At 65.4% G+C, this 23,933-nt stretch carries 19 protein-coding genes, 5 tRNA genes and 1 other RNA gene; 9 read left to right on the top strand and 16 right to left on the bottom strand.

Annotated features, from left to right (window positions below):
- Nucleotides 1-11: 11 nt before the first annotated feature.
- The 10 genes from LL962_RS07890 to LL962_RS07845 form a co-directional block, all read right to left on the bottom strand.
- Nucleotides 12-284: an HU family DNA-binding protein gene (locus LL962_RS07890; RefSeq protein ID WP_002806049.1), complete on the bottom strand. Its 273-nt coding sequence runs from the start codon at nt 282-284 to the stop codon at nt 12-14.
- 214 nt (nt 285-498) lie between these two features.
- Nucleotides 499-2,970, bottom strand: coding sequence for an endopeptidase La (lon, locus tag LL962_RS07885; RefSeq protein ID WP_104584548.1), 2,472 nt, complete (start codon nt 2,968-2,970; stop codon nt 499-501).
- 147 nt (nt 2,971-3,117) lie between these two features.
- Nucleotides 3,118-4,404 carry an ATP-dependent Clp protease ATP-binding subunit ClpX gene (gene clpX, locus LL962_RS07880; protein ID WP_104584550.1) on the bottom strand — a complete coding sequence of 429 codons (1,287 nt, stop codon included), beginning with the start codon at nt 4,402-4,404 and terminating at the stop codon, nt 3,118-3,120.
- A 125-nt stretch (nt 4,405-4,529) separates the two neighbouring features.
- Complete coding sequence (clpP, locus tag LL962_RS07875) at nt 4,530-5,156, bottom strand: ATP-dependent Clp endopeptidase proteolytic subunit ClpP (RefSeq protein ID WP_002806026.1); 627 nt, start codon at nt 5,154-5,156, stop codon at nt 4,530-4,532.
- A 93-nt stretch (nt 5,157-5,249) separates the two neighbouring features.
- The gene (gene tig / locus LL962_RS07870) at nt 5,250-6,542 is read right to left on the bottom strand and encodes a trigger factor (protein ID WP_228316496.1); all 1,293 of its coding nucleotides are present in this window, start codon (nt 6,540-6,542) and stop codon (nt 5,250-5,252) included.
- 205 nt (nt 6,543-6,747) lie between these two features.
- Nucleotides 6,748-6,832, bottom strand: a tRNA-Leu gene (locus tag LL962_RS07865).
- 267 nt (nt 6,833-7,099) lie between these two features.
- Nucleotides 7,100-7,175 (bottom strand) — tRNA-Lys (locus LL962_RS07860).
- A 92-nt stretch (nt 7,176-7,267) separates the two neighbouring features.
- A tRNA-His gene (locus LL962_RS07855) sits at nt 7,268-7,344 on the bottom strand.
- A 32-nt stretch (nt 7,345-7,376) separates the two neighbouring features.
- A tRNA-Arg gene (locus LL962_RS07850) sits at nt 7,377-7,453 on the bottom strand.
- A 43-nt stretch (nt 7,454-7,496) separates the two neighbouring features.
- Nucleotides 7,497-7,573, bottom strand: a tRNA-Pro gene (locus LL962_RS07845).
- A gap of 165 nt (nt 7,574-7,738) precedes the next feature.
- Between LL962_RS07845 and LL962_RS07840 the strand changes: the two genes are divergently transcribed.
- Entirely contained in the window at nt 7,739-8,500 is a 762-nt protein-coding gene (locus LL962_RS07840) for a Bax inhibitor-1/YccA family protein (protein WP_228316495.1), read from the top strand.
- A gap of 122 nt (nt 8,501-8,622) precedes the next feature.
- On the opposite strand, the gene LL962_RS07835 is transcribed toward LL962_RS07840, so the two are convergent.
- The 3 genes from LL962_RS07835 to grxC all read right to left on the bottom strand — a co-directional run bounded on the left by LL962_RS07835 (nt 8,623) and on the right by grxC (nt 10,709).
- On the bottom strand, nt 8,623-9,630 hold the full coding sequence (locus tag LL962_RS07835; protein ID WP_104584554.1) for an isocitrate dehydrogenase: 1,008 nt from the start codon (nt 9,628-9,630) through the stop codon (nt 8,623-8,625).
- Nucleotides 9,631-10,008: 378 nt separating this feature from the next.
- Nucleotides 10,009-10,404 (bottom strand): carboxymuconolactone decarboxylase family protein, encoded by a 396-nt coding sequence (locus LL962_RS07830; protein ID WP_104584555.1) that lies wholly within the window; start codon nt 10,402-10,404, stop codon nt 10,009-10,011.
- Nucleotides 10,401-10,709 carry a glutaredoxin 3 gene (grxC, locus tag LL962_RS07825; protein WP_228316494.1) on the bottom strand — a complete coding sequence of 103 codons (309 nt, stop codon included), beginning with the start codon at nt 10,707-10,709 and terminating at the stop codon, nt 10,401-10,403. Before grxC ends, LL962_RS07830 begins: the two co-directional genes overlap by 4 nt.
- A gap of 231 nt (nt 10,710-10,940) precedes the next feature.
- Here grxC and LL962_RS07820 point away from each other — a divergent pair, with 231 nt between their 5' ends.
- From LL962_RS07820 to lpxH, 8 genes are all read left to right on the top strand, one after another.
- Nucleotides 10,941-12,587, top strand: a complete 1,647-nt coding sequence (locus tag LL962_RS07820) for a M48 family metalloprotease (RefSeq protein ID WP_228316493.1) — start codon at nt 10,941-10,943, stop codon at nt 12,585-12,587.
- Between the two features lie 184 nt (nt 12,588-12,771).
- Nucleotides 12,772-13,461 carry a phosphate regulon transcriptional regulator PhoB gene (gene phoB / locus LL962_RS07815; protein WP_002806631.1) on the top strand — a complete coding sequence of 230 codons (690 nt, stop codon included), beginning with the start codon at nt 12,772-12,774 and terminating at the stop codon, nt 13,459-13,461.
- Between the two features lie 75 nt (nt 13,462-13,536).
- Nucleotides 13,537-14,865, top strand: a complete 1,329-nt coding sequence (gene phoR / locus LL962_RS07810; protein WP_228316492.1) for a phosphate regulon sensor histidine kinase PhoR — start codon at nt 13,537-13,539, stop codon at nt 14,863-14,865.
- 120 nt (nt 14,866-14,985) lie between these two features.
- Nucleotides 14,986-17,088 carry a polyphosphate kinase 1 gene (ppk1, locus tag LL962_RS07805; protein WP_228316491.1) on the top strand — a complete coding sequence of 701 codons (2,103 nt, stop codon included), beginning with the start codon at nt 14,986-14,988 and terminating at the stop codon, nt 17,086-17,088.
- A gap of 63 nt (nt 17,089-17,151) precedes the next feature.
- The gene (gene ppx / locus LL962_RS07800; protein WP_228316556.1) at nt 17,152-18,672 is read left to right on the top strand and encodes an exopolyphosphatase; all 1,521 of its coding nucleotides are present in this window, start codon (nt 17,152-17,154) and stop codon (nt 18,670-18,672) included.
- Nucleotides 18,673-18,904: 232 nt separating this feature from the next.
- Entirely contained in the window at nt 18,905-20,041 is a 1,137-nt protein-coding gene (locus tag LL962_RS07795) for a glycosyltransferase family 4 protein (protein ID WP_228316490.1), read from the top strand.
- Complete coding sequence (locus LL962_RS07790) at nt 20,022-20,564, top strand: phosphatase PAP2 family protein (protein WP_104584567.1); 543 nt, start codon at nt 20,022-20,024, stop codon at nt 20,562-20,564. The genes LL962_RS07795 and LL962_RS07790 overlap by 20 nt, the downstream gene beginning before the upstream one ends.
- A 218-nt stretch (nt 20,565-20,782) precedes the next feature.
- On the top strand, nt 20,783-21,526 hold the full coding sequence (gene lpxH, locus LL962_RS07785; protein WP_228316489.1) for a UDP-2,3-diacylglucosamine diphosphatase: 744 nt from the start codon (nt 20,783-20,785) through the stop codon (nt 21,524-21,526).
- Between the two features lie 121 nt (nt 21,527-21,647).
- Here the strand turns inward: lpxH and LL962_RS07780 are convergent, their stop codons facing one another.
- From LL962_RS07780 to LL962_RS07770, 3 genes are all read right to left on the bottom strand, one after another.
- Nucleotides 21,648-22,067 (bottom strand): hypothetical protein, encoded by a 420-nt coding sequence (locus tag LL962_RS07780; protein WP_228316488.1) that lies wholly within the window; start codon nt 22,065-22,067, stop codon nt 21,648-21,650.
- Nucleotides 22,068-22,202: 135 nt separating this feature from the next.
- A non-coding RNA gene (locus tag LL962_RS07775) (sX9 sRNA) lies at nt 22,203-22,278 on the bottom strand.
- A gap of 61 nt (nt 22,279-22,339) precedes the next feature.
- Nucleotides 22,340-23,587 (bottom strand): zinc-dependent metalloprotease, encoded by a 1,248-nt coding sequence (locus LL962_RS07770; RefSeq protein WP_228316487.1) that lies wholly within the window; start codon nt 23,585-23,587, stop codon nt 22,340-22,342.
- Between the last annotated feature and the right edge of the window lie 346 nt (nt 23,588-23,933).

Raw genomic sequence — 23,933 nt, 5'->3', positions numbered from 1 at the left:
TAGCGAGTCGATTAGTTTACTGCATCCTTCAGGGCTTTACCAGCCTTGAATGCAGGATTCTTCGAAGCGGCGATCTTGATGCTGTCGCCCGTCTTCGGATTGCGGCCCGTACGCTCGGCGCGCTCGCGGACCTGGAAGGTGCCGAAGCCAACGAGGGTGACGGCGTCGCCCTTCTTCAGCGCCTTGGTGATTTCGCTCACAACCGCATCGACAGCGCGGCCAGCTTCAGCCTTGGAGATGTCAGCGGCAGCGGCAACGCCATCGATCAATTCGGTTTTATTCATTCTTGAAACTCCCTTTGCGGCAGATGCCGCGGAATCGACAATCGGCGCTCTTGCCGTTAGCGAAGAACCCGACACAAGTGGTATCGCGTGACGCATCACATTTTGCCGCGCCCACGAGTCGTGCATTTATACCAGCGCCCCCAACAGCACGCAAGCCAAAACCCAATAACGACGCGGGTTTTGGCTTGTTTCGAGACCTTCCAGACAGCGCACGTTAGTGCTTGACGCGCGCCCCCGGCGTGGTACGCGACTTGCCGCGAACGGCGACCCGCGAGGCGTTCTTGCGTGCCTTTTCCTTGCTCGCCTTCTTCGGCGCCAGTGGACGCTCCAGGGCGAGATCCAACACCTCGTCGATCCACTTCACCGGCACGATCTCAAGATCGCGCGTGACGTTGGCCGGAATATCCGCCAGATCCTTGCGGTTCTCGTCCGGGATCAGCACGGTACGGATGCCGCCGCGCAGGGCAGCCAGCAACTTCTCCTTCAACCCACCGATGGCCGAAACGCGACCACGCAGGGTGATCTCGCCAGTCATCGCCACATCGGCGCGGATGGGCACCTTGGTCAGGATCGACACCAGCGACGTCACCATCGCAATGCCCGCACTCGGGCCGTCCTTCGGTGTCGCGCCATCGGGCACGTGCACGTGGACATCGTGTTTCTGCAGGAAATCCACATCGATGCCCAGTCGCTCGGCGCGCGAACGCACCACCGACAGCGCCGCCGACGCCGATTCCTTCATCACGTTGCCGAGCTGACCGGTCAGGATCAGGTTGCCCTTGCCCGGCACCAGCGTGGACTCGATCTGCAGCAGCTCGCCGCCGACCTCGGTCCAGGCCAGGCCGGTCACCAGGCCGATCTCGTTTTCCTCCTCGGCGCGGCCGAAGTCGAAGCGGCGCACACCCAGGTACTTGTCGAGATTCTTTGAGCCGACCGCCACCAATGCCTTCGGCTTGCCCTTCTTGGCGACTGCCTTCTTCGCTGCCGGCTGCGGCCCTGCAAGCGCGATTTCCTTGACCACCTTGCGGCAGATCTTGGCGATTTCGCGTTCGAGGTTGCGCACACCCGATTCGCGCGTGTAATAGCGCACGACGTCCTGGATCGCATCGGTGCCGATCTCGATCTCTTCAGGCTTCAGGCCATTGGCCTTGATCTGCTTGGGCACCAGGTAGCGCATGGCGATGTTGAGCTTCTCGTCCTCGGTGTAGCCGGGGATACGGATCACTTCCATGCGGTCCAGCAGCGGACCTGGAATATTGAGCGAGTTGGAGGTGGCGACGAACATCACCTCCGACAGGTCCAGGTCCACTTCCAGATAATGGTCGTTGAAGGAGTTGTTCTGCTCGGGATCGAGCACCTCCAGCAACGCCGACGACGGATCGCCGCGGAAGTCCATCGACATCTTGTCGATCTCGTCCAGCAGGAACAGCGGGTTCTTGCTGCCCACCTTGTTGAGGTTCTGCACCAGCCGCCCGGGCATGGAACCGACGTAGGTACGGCGGTGGCCACGGATCTCGGCCTCGTCACGAATGCCGCCCAGGCTCATGCGCACGAACTTGCGGTTGGTCGCCTTGGCGATCGACTGGCCGAGCGAGGTCTTGCCCACGCCCGGCGGCCCGACCAGGCACAGGATCGGCCCCTTCATCTGCTTCACCCGCGACTGCACCGCCAGGTACTCGAGGATGCGCTCCTTGACCTTGTCCAGACCGTAGTGATCGGCATCCAGCGTGTCTTCTGCGACCTTCAGGTCCTTGCGGACCTTGGTGCGCTTCTTCCACGGCACGCCCAACAACCAGTCCAGGTAATTGCGCACCACCGCCGCCTCGGCGGACATCGGCGACATCTGCTTGAGCTTGTTGAGTTCGGCCTTGGCCTTGGTCTCCACCGGCTTGGGCATGCCGGCCTCGGCGATCTTGCGCGCCAGTTCCTCCAGTTCGCCCGGTGCATCGTCCAGGTCGCCCAGCTCCTTCTGGATCGCCTTCATCTGCTCGTTGAGGTAGTACTCGCGCTGGCTTTTCTCCATCTGCGACTTCACCCGGCCGCGGATGCGCTTTTCCAGCTGCTGCACATCGATCTCGCCATCCACCAGGCCAACCAGCAGCTCCAGGCGCTCGCCGATTTCGGTGATCTCGAGCAGGCGTTGCTTGTCGGCAAGACGCACGCCGATATGCGCGGCAATGGTATCGGCCAGGCGGCCGGGCTCGTCGATGCCGGCCAGGGTCTGCAGCAGCTCGGGCGGCAGCTTGCGATTGGTCTTGACGTACTGCTCGAACAGCGACATCAACGAACGCGCGATCGCTTCCAGCTCGCGCGGCTCGCGCGCATCGCTGGCTTCCACCTCGATGCCCTGACCCTGCAGCGCGCCGTCCAGCTCGACCACCTTGTCGACAGTGACGCGCGACAGGCCTTCGACCAGCACCTTGATCGTGCCATCCGGGAGTTTCAGCAACTGCAGCACCTGCGCCAGCGTGCCGACGGCATACAGGTCGCCGGCCGCGGGGTCATCGGTCTCGGCCGACTTCTGCGCGACCAGCAGGATGCGCTTGTCCGCCTCCATGGCCTTTTCCAGCGCGCGCATCGATTTGTCGCGGCCAACGAACAAGGGGATCACCATGTGCGGAAAAACCACGACGTCGCGCAACGGCAACACCGGCAGATCGAGAACTTCTGGTTGGGACTTGGCCATGGGGCGCTCCGCAGGAATCGAGGTGTCTATAGGCGTAAAAAAAGCCGATGGCCCGGTTATGGGGCCATCGGCTGGACGTTGCAAGTAGCGCTTGAAACCCCTTTAGCCGTCAGCGAGGCAAGACCTGGCCGGCCGGCTGCTGGAGGCTCAGTCCCCAGACGCGGCCTTGGCCGGTGCCGGTTGCGCCTGGTAGATCAGGTACGGCTCGGACTTGTGCTCGATCACCGATTCGTCCACCACCACCTTGCTCACATTTTCCTGCGACGGCAGCTCGTACATGGTGTCCAGCAGCACCGATTCGACGATGGTGCGCAGGCCGCGTGCACCGGTCTTGCGCTTGAGCGCCTTCCTGGCGATCGCCGACAGCGCGTCGGGGCGGAACTCCAGTTCCACGCCCTCCATGTCGAACAGCTTCCGGAACTGCTTGGTGATGGCGTTCTTGGGCTCGGTCAGGATCTTGATCAGTGCCGGCTCGTCCAGCTCCTCCAGTGTGGCGACCACCGGCAGGCGGCCGACGAACTCGGGGATCAGGCCGAACTTGATCAGATCTTCCGGCTCGACCTCGGCCAGGATCTTGCCCACTTCCTGCTTGCGCTCGCTACTCTTGACCTTGGCACCGAAGCCGATCCCGCCAGCGTCGTTGGAACGCTGCTGGATCACCTTGTCCAGGCCGGCGAATGCGCCGCCACAGATGAACAGGATGTTCTTGGTATCGACCTGCAGGAATTCCTGCTGCGGATGCTTACGGCCACCCTGCGGCGGCACCGATGCCACCGTGCCCTCGATCAGCTTCAGCAGTGCCTGCTGCACGCCTTCGCCAGATACATCGCGCGTGATCGACGGGTTCTCGCTCTTGCGCGAGATCTTGTCGATTTCGTCGATGTAGACGATGCCCTGCTGCGCCTTTTCGACGTCGTAGTCGCACTTCTGCAGCAGCTTCTGGATGATGTTCTCGACATCCTCGCCGACATAGCCGGCTTCGGTCAGCGTGGTCGCATCGGCGATCGTGAACGGCACGTTGAGCAGGCGGGCCAACGTTTCGGCCAGCAGCGTCTTGCCCGAACCGGTCGGACCGACCAGCAGGATGTTCGACTTCGCCAGCTCGACATCGTCGTTCTTGCTGCGGCTCTCGATGCGCTTGTAGTGGTTGTACACGGCCACCGCCAGCGTGCGCTTGGCGCGCAATTGGCCGATCACGTACTGATCCAGCACCTCGAGGATCTCGCGCGGCTTGGGCAGGCTGGAGCGGGCCGATTGCGCCTTCTCCTCCAGTTCCTCGCGGATGATGTCGTTGCACAGCTCCACGCACTCATCGCAAATGAACACGCTGGGGCCGGCAATCAGCTTGCGGACCTCATGCTGACTCTTACCGCAGAACGAGCAGTAGAGAATCTTGTTGCTGTCGCCGGAACGACCTTGGCGGTCTTCGCTCATGCTTCTGTTACCCAGTTACCCCACCCGATGCACGGGGGTTCGATTTCGAGAATAGCACAGGGCCGGAAGGACATTCGCCCTACCCGACCCTGCCGGTTTTTCCTGCAATTTCAATGACCTGACGATCAAGACGGCTGGATCGACTCTTCCGGCCGGCGCTCCAGCACCTGATCCACCAGGCCATAGGCCTGGGCATCGACGGCACTCTTGAAGTTGTCGCGCTCGGTGTCGCGCGCGATGGTCTCCAGTGACTGGCCGGTGTGCTTGGCCAGGATCTCGTTCAGACGCGAACGCAGGGTCAGGATCTCGCGCGCATGGATGTCGATATCGGTCGCCTGCCCCTGGAAGCCACCCAGCGGCTGATGGATCATCACGCGCGAATTCGGCAGCGCGTAGCGCTTGCCGGCAGCGCCGGAGGCCAGCAGCAGCGCGCCCATCGAGGCGGCCTGGCCCACGCAGATGGTGCTGACGTCCGGCTTGATGTACTGCATGGTGTCGTAGATCGCCATGCCGGCAGTGACCACGCCACCGGGCGAATTGATGTAGATGCTGATGTCCTTTTCCGGGTTGTCGGCTTCGAGGAACAGCAACTGGGCAACGATCACGTTGGCCATATGATCGTCGATCGGACCGACCAGGAAGATCAGACGCTCCTTCAGCAGGCGCGAGTAGATGTCGTACGCACGCTCGCCACGGCTGGTCTGCTCGACCACCATGGGCACCAGGTTCAGGGCTTTGGTCACAATGCTCATCGGTCTTCCTGTTGTGGCATCGGCCCGTGCCGACACCCGTGTTCGACATCCGCGCCCCGACGACGGCAGGGGCGCGGTTCTGTTGCTACCGCCTCAGACCCGGATGGCGTCCTGGAACGACAGCGGCTGCTCGGTGTGCTGGGCGCGCTCGGCGATCCAGTCGATCACCTGCTCTTCCATCACCCGACTCTGCAGCCCACCCATCAGTTGGGGATCGTTGCGGTACATCTCAATGACCTGTTCCGGCTCTTCGTAGGTCGAGGCGATCAGACGCAGCGTTTCGCTGACGCGCTTGGATTCCAGGCGCAGCTCGTTGCGGCGCGCCACTTCGCCCACCAGCAGGCCGACCAGCACGCGCTTGGCGGCGGCGTCCATGAAACCCTGATACGCATCGTCCGGCACCTGCCCCGGATCGCGGCCACTGCGGCGCACCTGCTCGACCTGCTGGGCCAGCATGGAACGGGCCTCGTTCTCGACCAGGCGCGGCGGCATCTCGACATGCGCGTAGGCAGCGATCAGCTGCTCACCCACCTCGCGACGCAGGCGGTTCATCAACGCGCCCTTGAGCTCGCGCTCCAGGTTGGTGCGGATGTCGGCGCGGAACTGCTCGGCATCGCCACTCTTCACGCCGAAGCTCTTGATGAATTCCTTGTCCACCGCCGGCAGCACCGGCTCGGAGACCTCGGCCGCCTTGACGTGCACCTGCACGGTCTTGCCGGCCAGCTGCGGCACCCGCCACTCGGCCGGGAAATCGACGCTCAAGGTCTTTTCTTCGCCCTTGGACAGGCCTTCCAGGCCCTTTTCGATCTGGTCGAACATCACGCCCGAGCCCAGCACGCTGCTGCCGGTCTCCACGCCTTCGGCCGGCAGACGCTCATCGCCGGCCTGCGACCAGGTCTCCAGCGCCACCAGGTCGCCGACCTGCGCGCCGCGCTCGACCGGCTTCCAGGTCCGGCGCTGCAGGCGCAGGTTCTCGATCATCTGGTCGATGTCGGCGTCGGTCACCTCGGCGGTATGGCGCACCACCGACAGCTTGCTCACGTCGATATCGCCGAACTCCGGCACGACCTCGAAGGTGGCGACGAAATCGAAGTCGCTCTCGCCCTGGTCGATCCGCGGGTTGCCCGCCAGGCGCAGCGAGTGCTCGCGCACCGCCGAATCGAAGGTTTCACGCAGCAGGCCTTCCATCGCCTCGGCGCGCACCTGCTGACCGAAGCGCTGCTCGATGACCTTGGGCGGCACCTTGCCGGGGCGGAACCCCTTGATGCGGGTGGTCCGCGCCAGTTCGCGCAGGCGGCCACCGACGTGCGTCTCCAGGCGCTCCTGCGGCAGGGTGAAGGTCAGGCGGCGTTCCAGATTGCCGGTGGATTCGATCGATGCTTGCATGTTGACTCCTGCCACCGACAGCGCACGGCGTCGGCACGAGATGGAAATGCGGGTTGACGGATGGCGAGAAGACCGCCGAGCCTTGTAGTTTCGCCGATAACGGCGGCCGCTGCCAGCGGGGGCGTGCGCTAGGGCGCCCAGCGGGCCGGATCGACGCGGACTGATGGTGACGACAGCAGCCGGACCACACACGGCCGCGCTGCATTGGTGCGAAAGGGGGGACTCGAACCCCCACGCCTTGCGGCGTCAGAACCTAAATCTGGTGCGTCTACCAATTCCGCCACTTTCGCAATGCTGCGTCCACCCGGACATTGTTGCAGGGATGGGCGCAAAGAAAAAGCCGGGCGTCGCGCCAGGGAGAAAGCGCCAAGCAGCCTACGTGACCACCCACCATCGCAGTCGAGTCACCGGGCGCGCGGTCTGCGTGCAGCCTGCCAGCAGAGCAGCGCGGCACGCCTCGGACGAACGTCCCTGGCAAGCAATCAGCGGATTCCCAGACATCCGCATTGGACACGAAGAAAAACAGCCACTCAACTTGCGCTGAGTGGCTGCCTGTCTGGTGGGCCGTCAAGGATTCGAACCTTGGACCTATTGATTAAGAGTCAACTGCTCTACCAACTGAGCTAACGGCCCTGAAACTGGTCGCACATTGTATGTGCGTTTTTGCCTCGTTGCAACACCCGCGATGCGTCGGGTCAAACTTTCCTGCATCTGCCTGTCATCAGTGGGGTGGCTGAGGGGACTCGAACCCCCGACATCTGGAATCACAATCCAGTACTCTAACCAGCTGAGCTACAGCCACCACTGAAAACCTGCTTCCTACCGTACCGCCGATGGCGCGCCCGACAGGACTCGAACCTGTAACCGCCGGCTTAGAAGGCCGGTGCTCTATCCGGTTGAGCTACGGGCGCCCGGACCGAACTTCGCATTCCCACGCCGTCAGGAGCTTCGGAATGGTCGGGGTAGAGGGATTCGAACCCCCGACATCCTGCTCCCAAAGCAGGCGCGCTACCAGACTGCGCTATACCCCGGCGGGACCTTCCAATCCCGAAGGGCTGGAAAGGTCGGCTATTTTGGGAACGAACAGCGCCGCTGTCAATCACCCTGCGTAAATTCGCTCATCCGGTATCCTGAGCGCTGCAACCTCTTCCTCCGCACTCCGGCTCGGAGCGCATCCACTTTCATGGAGAACACATATGCGTAGCGGCAATCCCGCCCTTCGGGAATCCACCTTCCTCGACCTCGGCTCCGGCTCGGTCGTCACCCGGGACGGCCAGGCGATGACGCTCAATGGCACCGTCAACAAGACCGGGCTGTTGCTGCTGATGGCCGTCGTCACCGCGGCCTTCGCCTGGTCGCAGTCGATCGGTGCCGATGGCAATCCGTTGCCGGCGGCTCGGCTGTACATGATCGTCGGCGCGATCGGCGGTCTGGTGGTGGGGCTGGCGACCAGCTTCAAGCCGACCTGGGCGCCGGTCAGCGCGCCGCTGTACGCGTTGGTGGAAGGCCTGTTCCTGGGCTCCATCTCGGCGGTCTACGAGGCGCGCTTCAACGGCATCGTGTTCCAGGCCGTGTTGCTGACCTTCGGCACCCTGTTCGCACTGCTGTTCGCGTATCGCAGCGGCATGATCAAGGCCACCGAAAACTTCAAGTTGGGCGTGGTGGCGGCCACCGGCGGTATCGCACTGGTCTATCTGGCGACCATCGCGCTGGGCATGTTCGGCGTACGCATCCCCTTCATCCACGACTCGGGCCTGATCGGCATCGGCTTCAGCCTGTTCGTGGTGGTGGTGGCGGCGTTGAATCTGGTGCTGGATTTCGATTTTATCGAGAGCGGTGTCGAGCACGGCGCGCCCAAGCACATGGAGTGGTACGGCGCGTTCGGCCTGATGGTGACGCTGGTATGGCTGTACATCGAGTTTCTGCGTCTGCTGTCGAAGCTGCAGTCGCGTAACTGAGAAGCAGGGATTCGGGAATCGGGATTGGGGAATCGCAAGAGCGGCTCCCTGGATCACCCGGATTTCGAGCAAAAGAAAGGGCGCCTGGGCGCCCTTTCTTTTTGTGCGATCAACCAGCGGGCTCAGAGGCGGCTGGCGATGGCCTTGGCAAAGCCCATGGTGTTGCCGGTGCCGCCCAGGTCAGGGGTCAGCGAGTCCTTGGCTTCCAGGGTGGCCACGATGGCCTCGCGCAGGCGTTCGGCGTTCTGCGGCTGGCCGATATGGTCCAGCATTTGCGCCGCGCCCAGCAGCAGCGCGCACGGGTTGGCCTTGCCCTGCCCTGCGATGTCCGGCGCCGAGCCGTGCACGGCTTCGAAGATCGCCGCATCCACACCGATGTTGGCGCCCGGCGCCAGGCCCAGGCCGCCGACCAGACCGGCGCACAGGTCGGAAATGATGTCGCCGAACAGGTTGGTGGTCACGATGATGTCGAACTGCTCCGGACGCATCACCAGCTGCATGCAGGTGTTGTCGACGATCATTTCCTGGAACTCGATGTCCGGGTACTGCGCGGCGACATCGCGGGCGACCTTCAGGAACAGCCCGGAGGTCGACTTGATGATGTTGGCCTTGTGCACCGCGGTGACCTTCTTGCGGCCGGTGGCGCGCGCCAGGTCGAAGGCATAGCGCACGATGCGCTCGGAGCCCTTGCGGGTGATCCGGGTGCCGGAGAATGCGGTCTCGCCATCCTCGGACACGGTCTGGCCTTCGCTCAGATAGGCGCCTTCAGTGTTCTCGCGGACGGTGATCAGGTCCACGCCGTCGGCAAAGCGCGACTTGGTGTTCGGGAACGACTTGGCCGGACGCACATTGGCGTACAGGTCGAACTTGCGACGCATGGCCACGTTGATCGAACTGAAACCCTCGCCGACCGGCGTGGTCAGCGGGCTCTTCAGCGCCACCTTGTTCTTCGTGATCGAAGCCAGGGTGGCCTCGGGCAGCAGATCGCCATGCTTTTCCAGGGCGACCAGGCCAGCGTCGGCGTATTCGTAGGTCAGGCCAGCCTGCAGCGCGTCGAGCACGAACAGCGTGGCATCCATGATCTCCGGGCCGATGCCGTCGCCGCGGATGACCGTGATTGTCTGCGTCATAACGTTGGGTTTCCGAACTTGAAAGGGGGAGCGCCAGCCGGAAGCCCGGCTCAGCGGCGCAAGGAGGTTTCACCGGCAATTATGCCCGATGCCGGTGAAGGCGCCCAAACCGACCTTGGTCTAACGGCAACCATCGAACGACGGCGCGGTGGCCAGAGCGCCGCAGCCGGTGCTCGACATCGGCATGCCCTCGCCCCACAGCCCTATGGTTCCCTCCCGCCGTCCACCCCCGCCCAACCACTGCTCGCCATGTTTTGGTAGCCGCTGCAAGGGCCACAAGCGCCTGGGCGCAACACGCCGCCTCGACTCGGCGGGCAGCACGCGGCGTGCCCGCTTTTACGAATCCCAAATCCCGAATCCCGCACCTCAGCGACGCACTCAGTCGTGCGCGTGTTGTGCCGGTGCCGGCGCGCCACCTTCGAGCTGGTCGAGGAAATCCACGGCGCGGCGCAGATGCGGGATCACGATGGAGCCTCCGACCACCAGGCCGACCGAGAAGGTCTCGAAGAATTCGGCACGGGTCACGCCCGCGTCCTTGCACTGGGCCACGTGGTAGCTGATGCAATCGTCGCAGCGCAACACCATCGAGGCCACCAGGCCGAGCAGCTCCTTGGTCTTCACGTCCAGCGCCCCGGCCTGGTAGGTCTGGGTATCCAGCGCGAAGAAGCGGCGAACCACCTGATTGGGCTCGGCCAGGATGCGCTGATTCATGCGTTGGCGGAACTCGGTGAACTCGCGCAGGCGGTCGGCGCTGCCGTCGTCGGAACCGCTCATGCCTGCCCGCCCGTACTGCCCGCCAGCAGCGGCTCGAGCTTGCCGGCGCGATGCATGGCCATCATGTCGTCGTAGCCACCTACATGCACGTCGCCGACGAAGATCTGCGGCACGCTGGTGCGCCGGGCCAGCGCGACCATCTTTTCGCGCTCGGCCGGGTCCAGGTCGATCCGCACCTCGGTCCAGGTCTGGCCCTTGCTCTTGAGGAAGTTCTTGGCTGCCACGCAGTACGGGCAGATGGCGGTGGAATACAAGGTGATCTGCGGGCCGGCGGCCGCGTCCTGCCCGGCGTGTTCTTGGCTCACGGGAAACTCCGTGGTTGGTCTGAGGTCTGACACATGGTAACGGGCGACTGGAATTTCCAGGTCGTCACCGCAACACTGTGGAACGGGACGATCGACGAGCACGGTGGGTGCCGGCCGGAAGCCGGCGTTGCCGTCGGGGACGCCTTCGCCGCCGGGCGGCGCCCTTCACCGCCGATTCACGCCATTACGCCGTGCCGACCGCATGCTCGGCGCATCACCTGGGAGTTTCACTTGCGCCTGCTTCCACTCGCCACCGCCCTCACCCTGGCCATCGCCATGGGTGTGGCACCTGCGCAGGAAAACCGCCTGCCCGACATCGGCTCGTCGGCCGGCGAACTGCTGACGCCGGCGCGTCAGGCCGAGTACGGCAGGATGATGCTGGCCGAGTTGCGCAACTACGACTATGTGCTGGACGACCCGCTGATCGGCGACTGGCTGCAGAGCATGGGCACCCGCCTGGGTGCCAACAGCGATCAACCGCAACAGCCGTTCACCTTCTTCATGCTGCGCGACCGCCAGATCAATGCGTTCGCCACGCTGGGCGGCTACATCGCGGTCAATGCGGGCCTGGTCCTCACCGCCGAACGCGAAGACGAAGTCGCCGCGGTGCTGTCGCACGAAATCGCCCACGTGACCCAGCAACACGTGCTGCGCGGGGTCGAACGCGCACAACGCGACCAGATCCCGATCCTGCTGGGCATGCTGGCAGCGGTGGTGGCTGCGCAGCAGGCGGGCGGCAACTCCCGCGGCGATGCCACGATGGCCACGATCACCAGCGCGATGGGGCTGATGCAGCAGCGCCAGATCGACTTTACGCGCTCCAACGAATCCGAGGCCGATCGGCTGGGCATCCGCACGCTGGAGCGCAGCGGCTACGACGTGGATGCAATGGCGGGATTCTTCGAACGCATGTCGGTGGCGATGCGCGCCAACGAGGGCGGCTACAGCGCGCCGGACTTCCTGCAGACCCACCCGGTCACCACCACCCGCATCAGCGAGGCCAAGGCGCGCGCCGAGCAGATGAAGAAGAACACCGTGGTGCTGACCACCTCGGTGCCGGGTGGGACGCGGCAGGAGCGGGTGGATCCGGCCGATCCCTCGCTGTCGGAGCCACTGAGTCGCAACGGCAATGCATTGCTGCCGTACGCGCTGCGATTGCCGGTGGACGCGCTCGGCCGTGGCGGCGATCAGCAGGGGTTCAACTGGGCCAAGGAGCGCCTGCGCGTGCTCAGCGCAAGCACGCCGGATGCGGCGATCCGCGAATACGAGAACCTGCGCCGCAGCGCCAAGCAGGGCCTGACCGATGCGCAGCGCTATGGACTGGCACTGGCCCGCCTGCGCAACAGCGGCGGGCGCCCGAGCGAGCCGGTGGCCGAACTCACCGATCTGCTGGACACCCATCCGGACAATCTGTGGCTGGCGCTGGGCCTTAGCGAAGCGCAGGCCCGTGTCGGCCAGCGCGATGTCGCCAATGCGCGTTTCGACGCCCTGCTCAAGCGTTTGCCGAACAACCGCGCGGTGGCACTGACCTATGCGGGGGCGCTCAACGCGCAGGCGAACAAGGACGCTGGCCAGCGCGCGCGCCAGGTGCTCGAACCGTTGCTGCACCGCAGTGGCGATGATCCTTTGCTGCAGCAGACCTACGCACGCGCCTGCGAGCTGGCCGGGGACCATCTGCGCGCCAGCGAGGCCTACGCCGAGTCGGCCTATCTGAATGGCCGCCCGGAACAGGCCCTGATCCAGCTCGAAGCACTCAAGAAGAAGGAGCTGGACTATGTGACACGGGCGCGCGTGGATGCGCGCATCGCCTCGATCACACCGACCGTGCTGGAACTGCGCCGCCAGGGCATCCGCGATCCGGATCTGTCGAGGCAGTGACGGTTGGCGGGAGTCGGGAATCGGACGACGGCGTGCCGGGCGAAGCGCTGGATCCTGGCGCCACCTCCAGTTCAGTCCGCCTGCTGGAGCCGCGCGCCGTCGAGGGGTCTCGCTGGCCATGTCACATGAAAGTCACAAAACCGTAGTCTACTGGCGACCACCCAAGCCAGACGGTAAGCCCCGCGTGCAGAAACGCATTCTGATCGTCGATGACGAACCCGCGATCCGCGACATGGTGGCGTTCGCGCTGCGCAAGGGCGAGTTCGAGCCCATCCACGCCGGCGACGCCCGCGAAGCGCAGACCGCCATCGCCGACCGCGTGCCCGACCTGATCCTGCTGGACTGGATGCTGCCCGGCACCAGCGGCCTGGACCTGGCGCGGCGCTGGCGCAAGGAACAACTGACGCGCGAGATTCCGATCATCATGCTCACCGCACGCGGCGAGGAAAACGACCGCGTCGGCGGGCTGGAAGCCGGAGTCGACGATTACGTGGTCAAGCCGTTCTCGGCGCGCGAACTGCTGGCACGCATCCGCGCGGTGATGCGGCGCACCCGCGAGGACGACGAGGACGGCAGCGTGGCGGTCGGCCGCCTGCGCATCGACGGCGCCGCGCACCGGGTGTTCGCCGGCGATGCGCCGGTGCCGATCGGCCCGACCGAATACCGCCTGCTGCATTTCTTCATGACCCACCCCGAGCGCGTGTATACGCGCACCCAGCTGCTGGATCATGTCTGGGGCGGCAGCGTGTATGTGGAAGAGCGCACCATCGACGTGCATATCCGTCGCCTGCGCAAGACGCTGGAACCGTTCGGCCTGGAAAACATGGTGCAGACCGTGCGTGGCTCGGGCTATCGTTTTTCTTCGGCGACCTGAGCGTTGCCGTCCAGCCGCCCGGCCGCTGCATGGCCGGGCAGCCTGTCCACCTGACGCTGCATGATCACGCCTGCCATGCCCCAACATATCCGTTCCGCCTGGCTCAAGACGCTCGGCACCCTTGCGCTGTTGCTCGGCGCTGCCGTCGTGGTGGGCGTGCTGATCGAGCATGTATGGATGGCGCTGACGCTCACCGCGCTGGGCGTGCTGGGCTGGCATTACTGGCGGCTTCGCCAGGTGCTGCGCCGGCTCACCGCACGCCAGCGCGCCGAGCCTGCCGCGGGTGTCGGTGCCTGGAACGAACTGGACCGTTTGTTGTATCGCAGCCAGGCCGAAATGCGCGGGCGCAAGCGCCGCCTGATCGAGATGCTGCGTACCTACCGGGCCGCTGCGCAGGCGTTGCCGGATGCGGTGGTGGTGGTGGACCGCAACAATCAGCGCGTGCAGTGGTTCAACAAGGCGGCCGGCGGCCTGCTCGGCCTGCATCATCCTGGCGACATGGGCGTCTCCGTGGTGGAGCGCCTGCAGCCGTTGCCGTTGGCCCACTGGCTGGCAGCCGGGCGCAATGCCGAGCCGATGCTGGATGCGGCCTCGCCGGTGGACCCGGACCTGCGCCTGAACCTGCGGCTGATCCCGTATTCGGATGAGTATTGGCTGCTGGTGGCGCGCGATGTCAGCAAGCTGCTGCGCCTGGAGCAGGTGCGCCGCGACTTCGTGGCCAATGTCTCGCACGAGCTGCGCACGCCGTTGACGGTGGTGCATGGCTACCTGGACATGCTCGATCCCGAGGATTTCCCCGATTCGGGGCCGATGCTGGCAGAGATGCGCAAACAGTCGCAGCGCATGGCGCAACTGGTGGAAGACCTGCTGACCCTGTCGCGCCTGGAGTCGCAGGAGGAGCTCGGCGAGGAGCACGTGGCGATGACGCCGATGCTGTCCACCCTGCGCCGGGAGGCCGAGGCGCACAGCCAGGGCCGGCACACGATCGAGGTGATGGACGAGGCCGGCGTGGACTTGCTCGGCTCCAACAAGGAATTGCACAGCGCCTTCTCCAACCTGGTGACCAACGCGGTGCGCTATACGCCCGGCGGCGGCACGGTCACGATCCGCTTCCTGCGCGAAGGCGACGGTGCGGCCCTGGCGGTGCGCGACACCGGCTACGGCATTCCCGCCTCGCATCTGCCGCGCATCACCGAACGCTTCTACCGGGTCTCCAGCAGCCGCTCGCGCGAAAGCGGCGGCACCGGGCTGGGATTGTCGATCGTCAAGCACATCCTCGGTCTGCATCAGGCGCGGCTGGAGATCGAAAGCGAGGTGGGACGCGGCAGCGAATTTTCGTGCCATTTCGTGGCTGCACGCATCGTGCAGCGCGAGCCATCCCTGCCGCTGTCACGCTCGGCGTGATATGTAGGGAGCGCAGGCCGCCGACGCGGCGCGATGCACCGGCACCTCCCGTGCGGCGGTGCCTGCGCCGCCGCATGCCCGCCGCGATCACGCTCACCATTTCGTCCTGACGACCGACCCATGGGCCACGCCAAAGAACTGCACGACGCTCCACCCGGCGACGACATCGTCACCGATCCATTGCGCGACCCGTCGCTGTACATCAACCGGGAGCTGTCGCAGCTGGATTTCAATTTCCGGGTGCTGGCGCAGGCGCTGGACGAGCAGGTACCGCTGCTGGAGCGGCTGCGCTTCCTGTGCATTTCCTGCACCAACCTGGACGAGTTCTTCGAGATCCGCGCAGCCACCGTGCGGCATGCGCAGGAATTCGGCCTGCCGCCCGCGCCCGACGGCCTGAGCCCCACCGCCATCCTCAATGCCGTGCACGACCGCGCGGCCAAGCTGGTGGAACAGCAGTACCACGCCTGGAACGAGGTGCTGCGCCCGGCGATGGAAGAGGCCGGGGTGGCCGTACTCAGCCGCACCGCCTGGACCGCGCGGCAGAAACGCTGGCTGCGCGCCTACTTCCGCAACGAGATCATGCCGGTGCTCTCGCCGCTGGGGCTGGATCCGGCGCACCCGTTCCCGAAGATCCTCAACAAGACCTTGAACATCGTGGTGGTGCTGGAGGGTCAGGATGCGTTCGGACGCGCCGGCCACCTGGCCATCGTGCGCGCACCGCGCTCGCTGCCGCGCATCATCCAGCTGCCGGCCAGCCTGTCGCCGGACGGCGCGCAGAGCTTCGTGTTCCTGTCCTCGGTGCTGTCCGAGTTCGTGGACGAGCTGTTCCCCGGCATGCAGGTCAAGGGCTCGTATCAGTTCCGCGTCACCCGCAACTCGGAGCTGGTGGTGGACGAGGAAGAGGTGGAGAACCTCGCCCTCGCCTTGCGCGACGAGCTGGTCACGCGCGGCTACCGGCCGGCGGTGCGCCTGGAGATCGCGCATGACTGCCCGGCGCCGATCATGCGCACCCTGCTGCAGAACTTCGGCCTGAACGAGAACGCGGTGTATCGCATCGTGGGCCCGGTCAATCTGAGCCGTGTCACCCAGGTCTACGACATGGTGCAGCGCCCCGAACTGAAGTACCCCTCGTTCAACCCGCGCACCTTGCGCGACAGCGAGGGCATCTTCGAGATCGTCGGCAAGGGCGACGTGCTGCTGCACCACCCCTTCGATGCGTTCACCGCGGTGCTGGACGTGATCCGCCAGGCCGCAGTCGACCCGAACGTGCTGGCGATCAAGCAGACGCTGTACCGCACCGGCAAGGACTCATTGATCGTCGATGCGCTGGTGCTGGCCGCGCGCAACGGCAAGGACGTCACCGTCGTGGTGGAGCTGCGTGCACGCTTCGACGAGGAAGCCAACCTCGGCCTGGCCGACAAGTTGCAGGAAGCCGGCGTGCAGGTGGTGTACGGCGTGGTCGGCTACAAGACCCACGCCAAGATGCTGCTGATCGTGCGCCGCGAGGGACGCAAGCTCAAACGCTACGTGCACCTGGGCACCGGCAACTACCACAGCGGCACCGCGCGTCTGTATACCGACATCAGCCTGATCACCGCCGATGCGGAGATCGGCAACGACGTGCACATGCTGTTCCAGCAGTTGTCCGGGCTGGCCCCACGCATGAAGCTCGATCAACTGCTGCAATCGCCCTTCACCCTGCATGCGGGTGTACTCAAACGCATCGAACGCGAAACCCGGCTGGCCCGCAACGGTCGCCCCGGCCGCATCATCGCCAAGATGAATGCCCTCAACGAACCGCAGGTGGTGCGTGCCCTGTATGCCGCATCGCAGGCCGGCGTACAGATCGATTTGATCATCCGCGGTGCCTGCACGCTGCGCCCGGGCGTACCGGGGGTGTCCGACAATATCCGCGTGCGCTCGATCGTGGGCCGCTTTCTGGAGCACAGCCGCGTGTACTGGTTCGGCAACGACGGTGCCGCCGAGCTGTATTGCGCCAGCGCCGACTGGCTGGAGCGCAACCTGTTGCGCCGGGTGGAGACCTGCTTCCCGATCCTTGAGCCGGACCTGGCCCGGCGTGTGTATCGGGAAGTATTGCAGAACTACCTGGACGACAATGTCAGCGCCTGGGAGCTGGACGCCGAAGGCGTGTATCACAAGCGTACGCCTGCACCGGGAGAACCGGCCCATTCGGCGCAGATGACCCTGCTCGATCGGATCTGAGAACGCCACGGCCGTGGCCTCTCACGTGGCCACCGGCCCATCGGCTACCATGCGGCCATGCCAATGCCCTCCCCCACGACTCCGCCCCTGCGTGATGGCGATTTTCTTGCCGCCATCGATCTAGGCTCCAACAGTTTCCACATGGTCATCGCGCGCTATCTGATGGGACAGTTGCGCGTGGTCGATCGCCTGCGCGAAACCGTGCGCATGGCCGATGGCCTGGATGGCAAGGGCGGCCTGTCCAACGAGGCGCGGCAACGTGCACTGGAATGCCTGGCGCGTTTCGGGCAGCGCATCCGCGACGTGCCTTCGCTGCGTGTGCGTGCGCTGGCGACCAATACGGTGCGCCAGCTGCGTTCGCCGCAGACCTTCCTGATGCCGGCGGAAACCGCACTGGGACATGCGATCGAAGTGGTCAGCGGCCGCGAGGAGGCGCGCCTGATCTATCTCGGCGTCGCCCATGCCCAACCGCCCAAGAACGATCAGCGCCGGCTGGTGATCGACATCGGTGGCGGCTCCACCGAGTTCATCATCGGCCAGGGGTTCCAGACCCTGGAACGCGAGAGCCTGCAGGCCGGTTGCATCGCCAGTACCCGGCGGTTCTTCCCGGGCGGAAAACTGTCCAAGAAGAAATGGAAGGACGCGCTGACCGAGATCGGCGCCGAATTCCAGCAGTTCGCTGGCCAGTACAAGGCGCTGGGCTGGCACGAAGCGATCGGTTCGTCCGGGACCCACAAGGCCATCGGCGAGATCTGCGCCGCGATGAAGCTCACCAAGGGCGCGATCACTGCGCAGGCGTTGCCGGCATTGCGCGAAGAGTTGCTCAAGGCCAAGCGCATCGAAGACATCCAGCTGCCCGGCTTGGCCGCCGAGCGCCGGCCGATCATCGCCGGCGGAATCCTGGTGCTGGAGGCGGCTTTCCAGGCACTGGGGCTGGAGAAGCTGATGGTCAGCAAGGCCGCAATGCGCGAAGGCATCCTCTACGACATGCTTGGCCGCGGCGGCCAGAACGACCCGCGCGACAGCTCGGTGACCTCGCTGGTGCAACGCTACGGCATCGACGAGGCGCAGGCGCAGCGCGTGGAGGCCACCGCGTGCCGCCTGTTCGACCAGGTCTGCGACGCCTGGCAACTGGATGGCGACGATGCACAGGTGTTGCGCCAGGCCGCGCGTCTGCACGAGCTCGGGCTGATGATCGCCCACAGCCAATACCATGTCCACGGCAGCTACATCCTGGAGCATTCGGACATCGCCGGTTTCTCGCGGCAGGAGCAGCAGGTACTGGCGGCGCTGGTGCGCACGCATCGGCGCAACGTGCCCAAGACCGCCTTCGATGCCCTGCCCGATCGCCTGCTGCTGCCGACCCGCCGCAAGGCCGCGCTGCTGCGGCTGGCGGTACTGTTGCATCGCGCACACGAGGCAGACCCGATCCCGACCCTCGAACTCACTGCCGAGGACGCGCGGCTGTCGTTGATCCTGTCGCAGAGCTGGATCGATTCGCGCCCCCTGCTGCGCGCCGACCTGATCGGCGAAGTCGAAGGCATGGCCGGGCTGGGCATCACGTTCAAACCGTTCGTGACCTGAGGCCTGCGGCCTCAGGCGGGATTTGGGAGTGGGGATTCGGGATTCGTCGAGCATGGGGCTCTGATGTCTTTACCTGAAAGCCAGCGGTCGCGCTAAACGCTGGCAATGCACCGCTTTTGCGAATCCCCAATCCCGAATTCCCAATCCCGTCGCGCTTGTCACCGCCGCGTCTTGTCGGCGCAACATGCCTGCCATCGCCCTTCCGGACACTTGCGAAAACGGGAGAACGGGCATGCGCTACGCGATCGTCACCGAAACCTATCCCCCCGAAGTGAACGGCGTTGCGCTGACCGTGCATGGTCTGGAAACCGGGCTGCGCGCACGCGGGCACCAGGTGGACCTGGTGCGCCCACGCCAGCACACAGACGCCGATCCCCCACACACCTTGCTGGTCCGGGGCGCGGCGGTGCCGCGCTATCCCGGGCTGAAGTTCGGGCTACCGGCCACCCAGCGGCTGATCCGGCATTGGCAAGCCACGCAGCCGGATGCGCTTTATATCGCCACCGAAGGCCCGCTGGGCTGGTCGGCGATGCGCGCGGCGCGACGGCTGGGCATTCCGGTGGCCAGCGGCTTCCATACCCGCTTCGACGAATACCTGCCCGATTACGGCGCCGCCTGGCTGCAAGGCACTGCGCTGCGCTGGATGCGGCACTTCCACAACCAGGCCGACGTGACCCTGGTGCCGACGCGCGAACTGCTGCAGACACTGCGCGAGGACGGTTTCCACCGCGTGCAGCTGCTGGCACGTGCAGTCGATGGCCAGCAGTTCGACCCGGGCCACCGCGACCCGGCATTGCGCGCGCAATGGGGCATCGAAGGCGAGGGCTTCGCCGCGATCCATGTCGGGCGAATCGCCAACGAAAAGAACCTGCCGTTGGCCGTGCATGCATTCCGCAAGCTGCAGCAGGTTCGCCCGAAAGCGCGCTTCGTCTGGGTGGGCGATGGCCCGGCGCGCGAAAAGATCGCATATGAAAATCCGGACTTCATCTTCTGCGGGGTTCAGCGCGGCGACGCCCTGGCGCGCCACTTCGCCAGCGGCGATCTGTTCCTGTTTCCCAGCCGCAGCGAAACCTTCGGCAATGTGACCCTGGAAGCCATGGCCAGCGGCGTGGCGACGGTGGCTTTCGATTACGGCGCCGCGCGCGAGTACCTGCGCAACGGCCAGACCGGTGCGGCGGTGGACACCGATACGGCCTTCGTCCAGGCCGCCGTCGCGCTCACCCAGGACGATGCGCTGCGCCAGCGCCTGGGTACGGCCGCCGCGCAGGCGATGAAGAAGCTGCACCCGGACAATGTGGTGTCAGACCTCGAAGCCTTGTTGCTGGGCATCACCGCTGCACGGGGGCGCTATGTCGTCGACGCGGCTTGAGGTCTTGCGCGGCCACGAAGCGCGCTGGTGCCGGCGTGCCAACCACTGGTGCCGCCGGCACCCGGTGCGGCGCGCGTTCGCCACCGTCAGTCGCCTGGGCGACGGGGTGTTCTGGTACGCATTGATGGGATTGCTGGTGCTGTTCGACGGCATGGACGGCGTGCGCGCATCCGCGCATATGGCCGCGACCGGCGTGCTGGCATTGACGCTCTACAAGGGGCTCAAGCGCTGGACCCGACGCCCGCGCCCGTACGCGGCCGATGTGCGCATCCGTGCCTGGGTGGCGCCGCTGGACGAGTTCAGCTTCCCCTCCGGCCACACCTTGCACGCGGTGTCCTTCAGCATCGTGGCGCTGGCCTATTATCCCGGGCTGGCCCCGCTGCTGGTGCCGTTCTCCGCTGGCGTGGCGCTGTCGCGCGTCGTGCTGGGCCTGCACTACCCCAGCGATGTCCTCGCCGCCACGGCGATCGGCACCCTGTTGGCCAGCCTGTCGCTGTGGGGACTGCCGGCGGTGTTGGGATAAGCGATGGCGGTTTGCCGGAAGAAAGTGCTTCGCGAAGGCGGATGAGGGTGCGCCCCTGAGCATCCGATCGCGAACACCGACGCAGACGCAAGAACCGTTCTCACACCGAGCGTGCCGCTCCAGCGCTGGTTCGAAACCAGAATCCCCAATCCCCAATCCCCAATCCCCAATCCCGAACCACCGAGTCCCGTCCCGCGCTCCCGCCGTACAATGGGGCGATGACGACCCTGTTCATTTCCGACCTGCATCTGGATCCGGTCCGACCGGAGATCACCGAGCTGTTCATGGATTTTCTGCGCACGCAGGTTCCCGGCAGCGATGCGCTGTACATCCTAGGCGATCTGTTCGAAGCCTGGATCGGTGACGACACCCCGTCCACGGCCGCCGATGCGGTCGCCACGGCATTGCACGGCGTCGCCGACGCCGGCGTGCCGGTGTTCTTCATGCCGGGCAATCGCGATTTCCTGCTCGGCGAGCACTACGCGCAGCGCGCAGGCTTCCGTATCCTGCCCGACCCCACGGTGGTCGATCTGTACGGACACACCACCCTGCTGATGCATGGCGACCTGCTCTGCACCGACGACACCGCCTATCAGGCATTCCGCGCGCAAACGCGTGATCCGGTGTTCCAGGCGCAGTTCCTGTCCCAGCCGCTGGCTGCGCGGGTCGCGTTCGCGCAACAGGCGCGCGCCGCCAGCCAAGCCCGTTACGCCGAACTCAAGCAGGGCGACCAGGCGCAGCTGGAAACCGTCACCGACGTCTCGCCGACGGAAGTGGACACCACCTTCGTGCGTTATGGCGTGGATCGCATGATCCATGGGCACACCCACCGCCCTGCCATCCACACCGTGCACGCCGCCGATCGCATCTGTACCCGCATCGTGCTGGGCGACTGGTACACGCAAGGCTCGGTGCTGCGGGTGGATGCCGATGGCGTATCGCTGGAGCAGCTGGCGTTGTGAAGCGACCGGCGCGCCTGCACGGCGCGTCGCCGACGACACGGTTGCCGGGGCCAGCCGGCACCGGGCAGCACGCAGGCCACTCCTGCGCCCTGCGCGAAGCCGCGCGGGCTCGCCGCACCGGCTACTGCTGGCCTTGCGAGCGCTTTGCGTAATCGACGAAATCCGCGTTGACCACGTCGTACCACAGCACCTCGCCGTTAGCGTTTACGCGAAAGCGGTCGCGCACCGGGCTGGTCTGCGGATCGCCCGGGCAACCGTTGCCATGCCGTTCGCGGACCGCGAATTCAAAGCTCTGCGGCACCGGCGCATCGCCTGGTTCGGAAACGATGCTGATGCAATTGTCCGGATACGCCTGGTCGCTCTGCAGACGCGCCTCGAGTGCGTGCAGCGCACGTGCCCTGGCATCGTCGGCAGTGCCCGCCGCAGGCGCGGTGACGGCAGGCTTGGGGGGCGTGACGGCAGGCTCGGCCGGCTGCTGCCTGCAGCCGACCATGACCAATACCGCCAGACAGACCAACGCATGACGCAGCAACAGGGACATGGACGCTCCGCTGGACAGGACGGGGCCGGCATCTGCCGGCGGCAGGCCTAGTCTGCGCGATCGCTGCCGCTGCGGATAGCGTGGCCCGACACCTGCCGGTGCCGGGCCGGAACGGTTCAAGCAGACACTTAGAGCAGCAAACAGAACGTAGCGAGCGGTCGTCAGGTGGGTGTGGACGGCGCGGAGGAACCGGAGTGTAAGAGCGGTACATGCCGATTCCGAGCACCGGCCGCGCCCGCCTGGCGGGGACGCAGTCGTTTTGTTAGCCGCTCTCAGCGGAAGCCGGCGATCGTGGCCTTGGTGTTGACCAGCACGCGTTGATTATCGGCGGTGCTGGCGTTGCCCATCGGGACGCCATTGTAGCTGATGTTGGGATTGGACCAGTAATTCAAGCGCGGGCAATTACTCGAGCAGTTGTAGGCCATGATGGTGCGCCAGCTGTTGCCATAGCGATAGCCGTGGCCGTACGGATACGGCGAGGTGCTCGGGTCGCTGGCGGCATCGTGGCGTGCGCTCTGCAGATGGCCGATTTCATGCGCGAAGCTGTAATAGCCGGTGGCGCAATCCCAGTACACCGAGGCGAACGCGCTTGCCGCGGTCGAGCCGATGCCCGATGCCAGGCCGCAGTAGCTGCTGTTGTCCAGCACGATCACGCCCACATCGGCGGCGTAGGTATTGCGGCTGGTGTGGATGCTGTCCATGTAGCCATCGTTGGTCACGCGGAAGCGCTGCAGGTCGGTGCTGAAGTTGCCGGTCTCGGTGTAGTTGGCGGTTTCGTAACGTGCCAACTGCAGGGTGATGCCGACATTGCTGTTGATGTAGCTCTGATTGGCTTCGGCCACCGCCAGTTGCACCAGCGACTGCATGTTGCCGCCGTAGGCGGTCACCGCCTTGTTGGTGGCCACGACCAGGACGCGGATGGTGGCCGGGCTGCCGGATGAGGCGGCCGCGGTGGTGACGCGTCCGTCGCCGGGCATGTCGAACCTGGGCAACAGGCTGTATTCGGCCGGATGCTCCTGCGGCATGCGCCGCTCGTCGACCTGCACCAGCACATGGCGGCCATCGGCCAACGGACGCAGGCGATACAGCTTGCCGGCATGGCGAATGGTGCCGGTCACGGTGTCGCCGCTGCGCACCAGGATGGCCGAGTTCAACGGGTCCACGCCGGACAGGGTGCGCGCGCGGGTGCCGGCACGTGGGCCGAGATTGCCGTACCACACGCTGTCCCCGCCCTCCAATGCGTCCACCTTGGCCTGGGTGGCGGTCACGGTCTGACCATCGAGCTGCAGTTCCAGCAGCTTTTCGCCGGCGGTCACCGCCGCGGCATCGAGCTGCACCACTTGCGCGGTGGTGGTGGACGGTGCGCTCAGCAGGCGTTGCAGCGAGGGCTCGGTGGTGGCGGCGGCGCTGCGGCTGAGCGCCGGGCCGGTTTGATACAGCGGCTTGCCGGCAGCGGCAGCCGAACCGGCCAGACACATCGCGATCAGACCAACCGTGGTGCACATCGACTTCGACTTCATCGTCTTTCTCTCCTAAGACATGGAAGTTACGGATGTGAAACACCGGGCCCCTGTCCCCGGATCGTCATTAGGGCGCCGGTGAATACACCGATTGCAAGTAGTTACAAAGGAAAATTACATTTCTGTGATGGTTTGCGGGCGCTGATGCGATTTCGGCGGCGACAAGGCAGGAACCAGCGCACACTCCGGCCCGGGCCGCTGGAACGCCGGCACTGCGTCCACGTCTGGCCCGCCGCTCCACCACCATGCGCGGCCGGCGATCATCGAATGCTTCGTGCGATCCGGTTCGGGCGCCCCGTCACGAACGAAGGTGGCCAGCAGCCGACGACGCAGCCGTCTCCCACGG

Origin of the sequence: Xanthomonas sp. NCPPB 1067 (genome assembly GCF_020783795.1) — a bacterium.
Taxonomy (GTDB): domain Bacteria; phylum Pseudomonadota; class Gammaproteobacteria; order Xanthomonadales; family Xanthomonadaceae; genus Xanthomonas; species Xanthomonas melonis.
Note: the sequence above shows the minus strand (reverse complement) of the source record. Positions and strands in the feature narration are given on the sequence as shown.

Excerpts from the sequence above, each read along its gene's own strand:
- phoR (WP_228316492.1), top strand. The coding sequence starts at position 13,537 with ATGCCCCAACATATCCGTTCCGCCTGGCTCAAGACGCTCGGCACCCTT.
- LL962_RS07795 (WP_228316490.1), top strand. The coding sequence starts at position 18,905 with ATGCGCTACGCGATCGTCACCGAAACCTATCCCCCCGAAGTGAACGGC.
- LL962_RS07840 (WP_228316495.1), top strand. The coding sequence starts at position 7,739 with ATGCGTAGCGGCAATCCCGCCCTTCGGGAATCCACCTTCCTCGACCTC.
- LL962_RS07830 (WP_104584555.1), bottom strand. The coding sequence starts at position 10,404 with ATGAGCGGTTCCGACGACGGCAGCGCCGACCGCCTGCGCGAGTTCACC.
- LL962_RS07780 (WP_228316488.1), bottom strand. The coding sequence starts at position 22,067 with ATGTCCCTGTTGCTGCGTCATGCGTTGGTCTGTCTGGCGGTATTGGTC.
- LL962_RS07790 (WP_104584567.1), top strand. The coding sequence starts at position 20,022 with ATGTCGTCGACGCGGCTTGAGGTCTTGCGCGGCCACGAAGCGCGCTGG.
- LL962_RS07835 (WP_104584554.1), bottom strand. The coding sequence starts at position 9,630 with ATGACGCAGACAATCACGGTCATCCGCGGCGACGGCATCGGCCCGGAG.
- tig (WP_228316496.1), bottom strand. The coding sequence starts at position 6,542 with ATGCAAGCATCGATCGAATCCACCGGCAATCTGGAACGCCGCCTGACC.
- clpP (WP_002806026.1), bottom strand. The coding sequence starts at position 5,156 with ATGAGCATTGTGACCAAAGCCCTGAACCTGGTGCCCATGGTGGTCGAG.
- ppx (WP_228316556.1), top strand. The coding sequence starts at position 17,152 with ATGCCCTCCCCCACGACTCCGCCCCTGCGTGATGGCGATTTTCTTGCC.
- LL962_RS07890 (WP_002806049.1), bottom strand. The coding sequence starts at position 284 with ATGAATAAAACCGAATTGATCGATGGCGTTGCCGCTGCCGCTGACATC.
- LL962_RS07770 (WP_228316487.1), bottom strand. The coding sequence starts at position 23,587 with ATGAAGTCGAAGTCGATGTGCACCACGGTTGGTCTGATCGCGATGTGT.
- ppk1 (WP_228316491.1), top strand. The coding sequence starts at position 14,986 with ATGGGCCACGCCAAAGAACTGCACGACGCTCCACCCGGCGACGACATC.
- clpX (WP_104584550.1), bottom strand. The coding sequence starts at position 4,404 with ATGAGCGAAGACCGCCAAGGTCGTTCCGGCGACAGCAACAAGATTCTC.
- lon (WP_104584548.1), bottom strand. The coding sequence starts at position 2,970 with ATGGCCAAGTCCCAACCAGAAGTTCTCGATCTGCCGGTGTTGCCGTTG.
- lpxH (WP_228316489.1), top strand. The coding sequence starts at position 20,783 with ATGACGACCCTGTTCATTTCCGACCTGCATCTGGATCCGGTCCGACCG.